Source organism: Pseudomonas sp. GW821-FHT07F05, from assembly GCF_059418765.1.
Genome location: NZ_JBWKQL010000004.1, coordinates 53,659 through 64,150, shown reverse-complemented (window position 1 = coordinate 64,150; position 10,492 = coordinate 53,659). Strand labels below are relative to the sequence as shown.

At 61.6% G+C, this 10,492-nt stretch carries 10 protein-coding genes; 8 read left to right on the top strand and 2 right to left on the bottom strand.

The genetic code is table 11. The annotated features are described in order from the left end of the window. Nucleotides 1-383 precede the first annotated feature (383 nt). Nucleotides 384-1,148, bottom strand: coding sequence for a GntR family transcriptional regulator (locus AC07RO_RS11570; RefSeq protein ID WP_192174191.1), 765 nt, complete (start codon nt 1,146-1,148; stop codon nt 384-386). A 358-nt stretch (nt 1,149-1,506) separates the two neighbouring features. Here AC07RO_RS11570 and AC07RO_RS11565 point away from each other — a divergent pair, with 358 nt between their 5' ends. After that, nucleotides 1,507-2,853, top strand: a complete 1,347-nt coding sequence (locus tag AC07RO_RS11565) for an NCS2 family permease (RefSeq protein WP_282372148.1) — start codon at nt 1,507-1,509, stop codon at nt 2,851-2,853. Nucleotides 2,854-2,964: 111 nt separating this feature from the next. Then, nucleotides 2,965-3,591 carry a LysE family translocator gene (locus AC07RO_RS11560; protein ID WP_495086061.1) on the top strand — a complete coding sequence of 209 codons (627 nt, stop codon included), beginning with the start codon at nt 2,965-2,967 and terminating at the stop codon, nt 3,589-3,591. Nucleotides 3,592-3,691: 100 nt separating this feature from the next. Here AC07RO_RS11560 and uraH read toward each other — a convergent pair whose 3' ends face one another. After that, nucleotides 3,692-4,045 (bottom strand): hydroxyisourate hydrolase, encoded by a 354-nt coding sequence (gene uraH / locus AC07RO_RS11555; protein ID WP_282372146.1) that lies wholly within the window; start codon nt 4,043-4,045, stop codon nt 3,692-3,694. A gap of 398 nt (nt 4,046-4,443) precedes the next feature. On the opposite strand from uraH, the gene puuE reads away from it, so the two are divergent. From puuE to AC07RO_RS11525, 6 genes are all read left to right on the top strand, one after another. Next, complete coding sequence (gene puuE, locus AC07RO_RS11550; protein ID WP_495086060.1) at nt 4,444-5,370, top strand: allantoinase PuuE; 927 nt, start codon at nt 4,444-4,446, stop codon at nt 5,368-5,370. Then, a complete protein-coding gene (uraD, locus tag AC07RO_RS11545; protein WP_282372143.1) occupies nt 5,367-5,882 on the top strand; it encodes a 2-oxo-4-hydroxy-4-carboxy-5-ureidoimidazoline decarboxylase in 516 nt (171 codons plus the stop codon). The genes puuE and uraD overlap by 4 nt, the downstream gene beginning before the upstream one ends. Nucleotides 5,883-5,923: 41 nt before the next feature. Further along, the gene (gene alc, locus AC07RO_RS11540; RefSeq protein WP_495086059.1) at nt 5,924-6,919 is read left to right on the top strand and encodes an allantoicase; all 996 of its coding nucleotides are present in this window, start codon (nt 5,924-5,926) and stop codon (nt 6,917-6,919) included. Between the two features lie 157 nt (nt 6,920-7,076). Beyond that, nucleotides 7,077-7,580 (top strand): ureidoglycolate lyase, encoded by a 504-nt coding sequence (locus tag AC07RO_RS11535; protein ID WP_346626677.1) that lies wholly within the window; start codon nt 7,077-7,079, stop codon nt 7,578-7,580. Between the two features lie 48 nt (nt 7,581-7,628). Further along, the gene (locus AC07RO_RS11530; protein WP_495086058.1) at nt 7,629-8,963 is read left to right on the top strand and encodes a urate hydroxylase PuuD; all 1,335 of its coding nucleotides are present in this window, start codon (nt 7,629-7,631) and stop codon (nt 8,961-8,963) included. A gap of 132 nt (nt 8,964-9,095) precedes the next feature. Further along, a complete protein-coding gene (locus tag AC07RO_RS11525) occupies nt 9,096-10,451 on the top strand; it encodes a nucleobase:cation symporter-2 family protein (RefSeq protein ID WP_346628773.1) in 1,356 nt (451 codons plus the stop codon). Nucleotides 10,452-10,492 lie beyond the last annotated feature (41 nt).

Here is a 10,492-nt window from a genome sequence, read left to right as displayed (position 1 = left end):
AGTCAGCACAAAATTTGTGGGAGCGAGCTTGCTCGCGAAAGCATTCTGTCAGTCAGCCTGGATGTGGCTGACCCACCCCATTCGTGAGCAAGCTCACTCCCACAGGTCCTCGGTCCGGCCAGAGTTACCGGAGTCAGCGCAGAATTTGTGGGAGTGAGCTTGCTCGCGAAAGCATTCTGTCAGTCAGCCTGGATGTGGCTGACCCACCGCATTCGTGAGCAAGCTCAGTCCCACAGGTCCCAGGTCCGACCAGAGTTGCCGGAGTCAGCACAAAATTTGTGGGAGCGAGCTTGCTCGCGAAAGCATTCTGTCAGTCAGCCTGGATGTGGCTGACCCACCGCATTCGTGAGCAAGTTGGAGCGCCACCCTGGCCACTCCCCCGTTTAGACCGCTGTGCTGCGCCCTGCTTTTTTCTTTGGCAGCATCAGGTGCGAGAACACCGCATGGAGGTCGTCGGAGGCGCTGTCTTCGTCGAGGTTGAGCTTGCTGTCGATGTGATCCATGTGATGCATCATGAGGTTCACCGCCAGGGTCGCGTCGCGGGCTTCGATGGCGTCGATCAGTTGGGTGTGTTCATCGTACGAGCAGTGCGAGCGGTTGCCGCTTTCGTACTGGGCGATGATCAGCGAGGTCTGCGAGACCAGACTGCGCTGAAAGCTGATCAGCGGGGCGTTCTTCGCCGCTTCCGCCAGTTTCAGATGGAATTCCCCCGACAGACGAATCCCCGCCCCTCGATCCCCTTTCGAAAAGCTGTCGCGCTCGTCGCTGACCATCTGGCGCAGCTCACTGAGCTGTTCCGCCGTGGCGTGCTCGACCGCCAGTTCCGTGATCGCCTTCTCCACTAGACGCCGGGCGAAGAACACCTGTCGTGCCTCTTCGACGCTCGGGCTGGCCACCACCGCGCCGCGGTTCGGGCGCAGCAACACCACGCCTTCGTGGGCCAGTCGCGAGAGTGCGCGACGAATGATGGTGCGACTGACGCCGAAGATTTCACCGAGGGCTTCTTCGCTCAGCTTGGTGCCGGGCGCCAGACGCTGTTCGAGGATCGCCTCGAAAATGTGGGCGTAGACGATGTCGTCCTGGGTGCCGCTGCGGCCGGACTTGGCCGTGCGTGAATGTTTCTTGAGGGGTTGCAACTGATCGTTCATGGGCACTCGTGGTAACAGAATCCGGCGCGGGGCCTTGCCGTGATCAGGGCGGGTACGACCACTGTTGGAGCAACCAATAGCAGATATCCCGGCAAAGTCACAGTAAAAGTAATGGCGCATTGTACACAGCCGGCAAAGTCTGCACAGGCCCCGAAATGACGGGGCGTTATGCACACAATCCGCAAAATATTCCGCACAGGATCGAAAACATTATTTGCATTATTTGTATACAAAAGCATAATCCCTTCGTGCACGTTTCTGACCTTTCAGTCAACAAATCAGCCTGACTGGTCCATACGCCTCCCGGAGCCCGCAACCGGCTTTGTCATAACAACAAAAACGTCCCGAGGATTTCACTGTGGAAAGTCGCAAAACCGAAGCCACGCCGCTGGATCTCACGCTGCCGCGCAAAGGCCTGCTCGAACGCCTGTTCAAGCTCAGCCTGCACGGCACGACCGTCCGAACCGAGCTGCTGGCAGGGCTCACGACCTTCATCACCATGGCCTACATCATCTTCGTCAACCCCAACATCATGGCCGACGCCGGCATCGATCACGGCGCGGCGTTTGTCGCGACCTGCATCGCCGCTGCGCTGGGTTGCCTGCTGATGGGGCTGTACGCCAACTGGCCGGTGGGCCTGGCGCCGGGGATGGGCCTGAACGCATTCTTTACCTACACCGTGGTCGGCACCATGGGCTACAGCTGGGAGACGGCGCTGGGCGCGGTATTCGTTTCGGGCGTGATCTTCATGTTCCTGACCCTCTCACGCATCCGCGAATGGCTGCTCAACAGCATCCCGGTCAGCCTGCGCTACGCCATGGGCGCGGGGGTCGGTCTGTTTCTCGGGCTGATCGGCCTGAAGACCGCCGGCATCGTGGTCGACAGCCCGGCGACGCTGATCAAGCTCGGCTCGCTGCGTGAACCCGGTCCGCTGCTCGCCGCCATCTGCTTTCTGATGATTGCCGTGCTCAGTTATCACCGGGTCTTCGGCGCGATCCTCATCAGCATCATCACGGTAACGCTGGCCGGCTGGGGCCTGGGGCTGGTGCATTACAACGGCATTTTCTCCACGCCGCCGAGTCTGGCGCCGACCTGGATGGCGATGGACCTGGCCGGCGTGTTCAACGTCAGCATGATCAGCGTGGTGCTGGCATTTCTGTTCGTGCACATGTTCGACACGGCCGGCACGCTCATGGGTGTGGCACAGCGCGCCGGTTTGGTGCGCGAAGACGGCCGCATCGAGAACCTCTCGCGGGCGTTGAAGGCGGACAGCGCGTCCAGCGTGTTCGGTGCGATGGTTGGTGTGCCGCCGGTCACCAGCTACGTGGAAAGCGCTTCGGGCGTGGCGGCCGGGGGTCGGACTGGTCTGACCGCCGTGACCGTGGGCGTGCTGTTCGTGGCGGCGATGTTCTTCGCCCCGCTGGCTGGCATGATTCCCGCTTACGCGACCGCAGGTGCATTAATTTACGTGGCGATGCTGATGATGGGCGGCATGGCGCACATCGACTGGGACGAAGCCACCGACAGCATTCCGGCGATCGTCACGGCGATCATGATGCCGCTGACCTTCTCGGTCGCAGACGGAATCGCGCTGGGGTTCATCACCTACGTGGTGTTGAAAGCCGGCACCGGCCGCCATCGGGAAATCTCCATCAGCCTGTGGGTGCTGTGCGCGATCTTCATCGCCAAGTTCGTGTTTTTGTAACGCTTTCCGGCCGCTGCACTGCTGATGGATGGCAGTCGTCACCGCACATGACCTGAAGCGCCGCGCAGTCCGCGGCGTTTCTGCTTTCAGATAAACAAGGAGAACACCCCCATGACACTGGAAACCTGGCTGCTGTTCAGTGGGGCGGCATTGGTGGTCATTCTGATTCCGGGGCCGCTGTCACTGCTGATGATCGGCAACAGCCTGAATTACGGCCTGCTGCGTTCCTACCCCGCCTTCCTCGGCGGCGTCTGCGCATCGATCTGTCTGCTCAGCGCTTCGGCCCTGGGACTGGGCGCCTTGCTGCTGGCGTCCGAGCAGTTGTTCAGCGCCTTGAAAATTGTCGGCGGTCTGTACCTGTTTTACCTGGCCTGGCAAAGCTGGAAACAGTCGCGCCGGCCCGCCGTTGCCGCCGAAGTGCCCGAGGCCGCCAGCAAACCGGCTTTCGGTTCACTGTTCTTGCGCGCCTTTGTGCTGGGCGGCAGCAACCCGAAAGACATCCTGTTTTTCGCCGCCTTTCTGCCGCAGTTTCTCAAGGCCGATGAGCCGTTTTTCGGCCAGTTGATCACCATGATCATCACCTGGACCGTCCTCGACCTGAGCTGCAAATTGTTCTACGGCCTCAGCGCCCAGGGCGCGGCCCGCTATCTGCGCACCGGCAAGGGCCAGACCTGGTTCAACCGCATCAGCGCCGGTCTGTTCGGCACTGCGGGCACCGTTGCGCTGATCAGCCGCTGACGTCTTAACAGCCGACCACTCGGGGCAAACACCAAGGGCAAAAAAAAGCCCGCAGTATGGGCGGGCAAGAGGAACGCGGGGAGCAACAAGCGGCAGCGATCTAGCTGCCGCGATACGTCGAGTAGCTGTAGGGCGAAATCAGCAGTGGCACGTGGTAGTGGTCTTGCCCGGCGTCGATGCCGAAGCGCAGCACCACCTCATCGAGAAACCCGTGCTCGCCGGATTGCACGCCTTTGCCGCGAAAGTATTCGCCGGCCTGAAACTGCAATTGATAGACGCCAGACTGGTAGTCATCGCCCTGCAACAACGGGGCGTCGCAGCGGCCGTCGCTGTTGGTCACTGCCTCGGCGACTTTCTCCAGCCGGTCGCCATCGACCCGATAAAGCGCAACGCGGATGGAGCTGCCGGGGCAGCCATGTGCAGCGTCCAGCACGTGAGTGGTGAGTCGTCCCATGGCGTGTCGTTGCCTCATTCAGTGAGAGATTAAGAGATGGCCTGCACCCGAAAAGGGCATCAGCGGTAAGACATGAGCAGGATTAAGACAGTTTAGGCGAAGATTGTACACAATTAAAATCACCTAAATTTTCACTGATCACCCGCCGCGGCCCCATGCCCCGGATAGCGGCGCAAGGCAGATGAATACGCGATGACAAGCGCCATATCTGACCACTCAGGCAGGTTTCTTGCACAGTGATCCCATGAGGCCGAGAGTGGCGGGAAGTGAAAAAACAGGGTTACACGTTGTAAATAAAGTTGTATACAATCTCACCATCACAGCGACCGTCACGGCACCTTGATGCATCGCCCTGACGACCACCGCCACAGAACACAGGCTAGATAAGGAAGATTGCAGTGAGCGCCGACTACCCACGCGACCTGATCGGTTACGGCAGTAACCCGCCCCACCCCCGCTGGCCAGGCAATGCCCGTATCGCGCTGTCATTCGTGCTCAATTACGAGGAAGGCGGCGAGCGCAATATTCTGCATGGCGACAAGGAGTCCGAAGCGTTCCTTTCCGAAATGGTCGCCGCGCAACCGCTGCAGGGCCAGCGCAACATGAGCATGGAATCGCTCTACGAATACGGCAGCCGGGCCGGCGTGTGGCGCGTGCTCAAGCTGTTCAAGCAATTCGACATTCCGCTGACGATCTTCGCGGTGGCCATGGCCGCCCAGCGTCACCCGGACGTGATCCGCGCCATGGTCGACGCGGGCCATGAGATCTGCAGCCACGGCTATCGCTGGATCGACTACCAGAACATGGACGAGGCCCAGGAACGCGAGCACATGCTCGAAGCGATCCGCATCCTCACCGAACTCACCGGCGAACGTCCGCTGGGCTGGTACACCGGGCGCACCGGCCCCAACACCCGGCGGCTGGTGATGGAAGAAGGCGGTTTTCTCTACGACTGCGACACCTACGACGACGATCTTCCGTACTGGGAGCTCAACAACCCCACCAGCAAGCCGCATCTGGTGATCCCCTACACCCTGGACACCAACGACATGCGCTTCACCCAGGTGCAGGGTTTCAACAAGGGCGACGACTTTTTCGATTACCTGAAAGACGCCTTCGACGTGCTCTACGCCGAAGGGGCCGAGGCGCCGAAGATGCTCTCCATCGGCCTGCACTGCCGCTTGATCGGTCGCCCTGCCCGACTGGCCGCGATACAGCGTTTCCTTGAGTACGTCAAAGGCCACGAGCAGGTCTGGTTTGCGCGCCGGGTGGAAATCGCGCGGCACTGGCATCAGGCACACCCCTTCAATGGAGCCGCCGAATGAGCCGCTTTCAGACCCTGACGCCCTCTTCCCTCAGCCGCGACGAATTCGTCCAGGCGTTCGCCGACATCTACGAACACTCGCCCTGGGTCGCCGAACAGGCTTATGACCTGGGCCAGCGGCATGAGCTCGATGATATCGAGACGCTGCATGCACGCATGAGCGACATCCTGTTGAGTGCCGATCACGCCGCGCAACTGGCGCTGATCAACGCTCACCCGGACCTTGCCGGCAAAGCCGCCGTGCAAGGCCAACTGACCGAAGCCAGTACCTCTGAACAGGCTGGCGCCGGTATCCACCAATGCACGGCCGAAGAGTTCCAGCGCTTCACCGAGCTGAACGACGCCTACAAGGCGAAGTTCGCGTTCCCCTTCATCATGGCGGTGAAAGGCAGCAACCGGCATCAGATCCTCGCGGCCTTCGAGACGCGCATTCACAACACGGCCGACGCCGAGTTCGCCTGCGCCCTCGCCGAGATCAACAAGATCGCGATGTTCCGCCTGCAAGCCCTCTGACCGACCTTTCCCACGCCCACTATCAAAGGCAGACAAAAAGAATGAAAGCTTACGCCGCACCCTTCGAGAAGTTCGTCAACCTGGCCGATGCGCGTCTGGGGACGAAGATCCTTTCCGTCACCGATGACTGGTTCGCCGATGCCAACCGCCTGTTCCAGCCGACCCCGGCGGTCTGGAAAGAAGGCGTGTTCGACGACAACGGCAAGTGGATGGACGGCTGGGAGTCGCGCCGCAAGCGCTTTGAAGGCTACGACAGTGCAGTGATTCGCCTTGGCGTTGCCGGTTCGATCAAGGGCGTGGACATCGACACCTCGTTCTTCACCGGCAACTACCCGCCATCGGCCTCGCTGGAGGCGTGCTTCTTGGCGTCGGGCGAGCCGGACGAACACACCGTGTGGACGGAAGTGTTGCCGGCCGTGGAGCTCGAGGGCGACAGCCACCATTACCACGAGATCGGTGACGCCAAGGCTTACAGCCATTTGCGTTTCAACATCTACCCGGACGGCGGCGTGGCGCGTCTGCGGGTGTATGGCGTGCCCCATCGGGACTGGTCGGCGGTGGGTGACAACGAGCAGATCGATCTCGCCGCCGCGCTGAATGGCGGTCGTGCGCTGGCCTGCTCCGACGAGCATTTCGGGCGCATGAGCAACATCCTCAACCCGGGCCGTGGCGTGAACATGGGCGACGGCTGGGAAACTGCACGTCGCCGTACGCCTGGCAATGACTGGGTGATCGTGGCGTTGGGGCATGCGGGCGAGGTCGAGCAGATCGTCGTCGACACCCTGCACTTCAAGGGCAACTACCCGGACAGCTGCTCGATTCAGGCAGCCTTCGTCAAAGGCGGCACCGACAGCCAGATCGAAACCCAGAGCCTGTTCTGGCGCGAACTGCTGCCGAGCCAGAAGCTTGAAATGCACGCCGAACACACTTTCTTCGAGCAGATCAAGGCACTGGGGCCGATCACCCATATCCGCCTGAACGTGTTCCCGGATGGCGGCGTGAGCCGGTTGCGGGTGCTGGGCAAGGTTGCGAAATAAACGCTTGGCCTCTGATGACTGATGGTTCCCACGCTCCGCGTGGTAACCCCTTTGCGGACGCTCCGCGTCCAGGGTGACGCAGAGCGTCAGGGGATGCATTCCCACGCGGAGCGTGGGAACGATCACCAATCCACCAAACATGAACAGAAGACCCCGCATGCGCACACTGATCATCGAGCCGTTGACCAAGGCAGCCTTCGCCCCTTTTGGCGATGTCATCGAAACGGACGGCAGCGATCATTTCATGATCAATAACGGCTCGACCATGCGCTTTCACCGTCTGGCCGAGGTTGAAACGGCCACGCCGGACGACAAGGCGATCATCAGCATCTTCCGCGCCGAGGCGCTGGAGATGCCGTTGACCATCAGCATGCTGGAGCGCCATCCGCTGGGCAGCCAGGCCTTCATTCCGCTGCTCGGCCATCCTTTTCTGGTCGTGGTCGCGCCACTTGGCGATGCACCTGAACCCGAGTTGACCCGCGCCTTCATCACCAATGGCAGGCAGGGTGTTAATTACCATCGCGGCGTCTGGCACCACCCGGTGCTGACGATCGAAAAGCGGGATGACTTCCTGGTGGTTGATCGCAGTGGCAGTGGCAATAACTGCGATGAGCATTTCTTCGAAGAGAGTCAGAAGATGGTTCTCGATCCCCAACTATAAGAAGGGTCTGACCACCCGTTAAGCGGTGGAAGGCAAAGGGTAAAGACTGTGGCTGCACATCTGATGGAATGGCTGAATCTGGGCGTGCGCTGGATTCACATGATCGTCGGGATCGCCTGGATCGGCGCGTCCTTTTATTTCGTCTGGCTGGAGAACAACCTCAACCGCGCCAACCCCCGTGACGGTCTGTCGGGCGACCTCTGGGCGATTCACGGCGGCGGTATCTACCACCTGGAAAAGTACAAACTGGCCCCGCCGACCATGCCGGACGACCTGCACTGGTTCAAATGGGAAGCCTACTGGACCTGGATGTCGGGCATCGCGCTGCTGTGCATCGTGTTCTATTCCAACCCCACCCTTTACCTGCTGGCACCCGGCAGCACGCTGAGCGGCGGCGCAGGCATCGCCATCGGCGTGGGCTCATTGATCGCCAGCTGGACGATCTACGACATCCTCTGCGATTCGCCCCTGGGCAAGCGCCCTGCCCTGCTGGGCCTGGTGCTGTTCGTGCTGATCATCGCGGCCTGCTTCGGCTTCAGCCAGGTGTTCAGCGGACGGGCGGCTTACCTGCACACGGGTGCGATCATCGGCACGATCATGGTCGGCAACGTGTTGCGCATCATCATGCCGGCCCAGCGCGCGCTGGTCGCCGCCATCGCCGAAAACCGCACGCCGGATCCTTCGCTGCCCGCCAAAGGATTGCTGCGCTCACGGCACAACAACTACTTCACCCTGCCGGTGCTGTTCATCATGATCAGCAACCACTTCCCGAGCACCTACGGCAGTCAGTACAACTGGCTGATTCTGGCGGGGATCGCGGTGTGTGCGGTGCTGGTCCGTCACTTCTTCAACACCCGTCACAACAGCCACAAATACGCCTGGGCCTTGCCGGTCGGGGCACTGGGAATGATTTGCCTGGCCTACGTCACTGGCCCCGCGCAAACATCTCGCGGCCCGGACGTGGCGGAGAAAATCCAGTATCAGCCACTGCCGGGCACGGCCATCGGTGGCCATCGCGCCGACGAGCCGAAGCCTGAGGTCGCACCAGCGCCAGCCCCTGCCGCCGCCCCGGCACCTGCCGCAGAGGCTGCAGCCCAACCGGCGCAAGCCAGCAGCGGCGGCGTGGATTTCGAGAAGGTCCACAGCGTGATTCAGGAACGCTGCACCGTCTGCCACTCTGCCAAACCCACCAGCCCGCTGTTCAGCAGTGCGCCGGCCGGGATCATGTTCGATACGCCGCAACAGATTCAGCAACTGGCCCCGCGCATTCAGGCCCAGGCGGTGACCGCGCAGATCATGCCGCTGGGCAACATCACCCAGATGACCCAACAGGAACGTGACCTGCTGGGGCAATGGATCGATAAAGGGGCGCAGACGAACTGAAGTCAGCTGCAAGTAGCAAGCTGCAAGCCACAAGTCAGAAGCGGTACGCGATTGGCTTTAGCTTGAGGCTTGAGGCTTGCCGCTAACCGCTCCATCCGCTCCAACCAAAAAATAAAAACAATGAGGTGTTGCATGTCCGAGTCAACTCACGCGCGCATCCCTGCCGCGCCGCCACGACAGCCCCTGCCATTGCTGCAACTGATTCTGGTGGGCCTGCAACACGTCCTGTTGATGTACGGCGGTGCCGTTGCGGTGCCGCTGATCATCGGCCAGGCCGCCGGGCTTTCCCGGGAAGAAATCGCCTTTCTGATCAACGCCGACCTACTGGTCGCCGGTATCGCCACGGTGGTGCAATCCCTGGGCATCGGTCCGCTGGGGATTCGCATGCCGATCATGATGGGCGCCAGCTTCGCCGCCGTCGGCAGCATGGTGGCGATGGCCGGCATGAGTGGCGTCGGCCTGCCGGGCATTTTCGGCGCGACCATCGCAGCGGGCTTCTTCGGCATGCTGATCGCGCCGTTCATGTCGAAAATCGTGCGCTTCTTCCCGCCGCTGGTGACCGGCACCGTGATCACCTCCATCGGCCTGTCGCTGTTCCCGGTGGCGGTCAACTGGGCGGGCGGCGGCAGCAAGGCGGTGAGTTTCGGCGACCCGGTCTACCTCGGCGTCGCCGCGCTGGTGTTGCTGACCATCCTGCTGATCAACCGCTTCATGCGCGGGTTCTGGGTCAACATCTCGGTGCTGATCGGCATGGGCCTGGGTTACATCCTCTCCGGCTTCATCGGCATGGTCGACCTCAGTGGTCTGGGTCAGGCCGAATGGCTGAAGGTGGTCACGCCCCTGCACTTCGGCCTGCCGCAATTCAGCCTCGCGCCGATCCTGTCGATGTGCCTGGTGGTGGTGATCATTTTTGTCGAATCGACGGGGATGTTTCTCGCGCTGGGCAAGATCACCGACCGCGAAGTCACGCCGGGCATGTTGCGCCGGGGGTTGCTGTGCGACGCGGCCGCCTCGTTTCTCGCGGGTTTTCTCAACACCTTCACCCATTCCTCGTTTGCGCAGAACATCGGCCTGGTGCAGATGACCGGCGTGCGCTGCCGCTCGGTGACCATCGTCGCGGGCGGGTTCCTCATCGTCCTCAGCCTGTTGCCGAAAGCGGCGTATCTGGTGGCCTCGATCCCGCCTGCCGTACTGGGCGGCGCGGCCATCGCGATGTTCGGCATGGTCGCCGCCACCGGGATCAAGATCCTCCAGGAAGCGGACATCTCCGACCGGCGCAACCAGCTGCTGGTCGCGGTGAGCATCGGCATGGGCCTGATACCCGTGGTGCGACCGGAGTTCTTCAGCCAGCTGCCGCAGTGGATGGGGCCGATCACCCACAGCGGCATCGCCATGGCGACATTGAGCGCGGTGTTGCTGAACCTGCTGTTCAATGTCCTCGGCGGTGCCGAGCGTGCGGCGATGGCCGGACCGCTGCATTCACACTGAGGGTTGCCCTGTTTTCGACGGGAGTGCTCTGTGACAGAGCA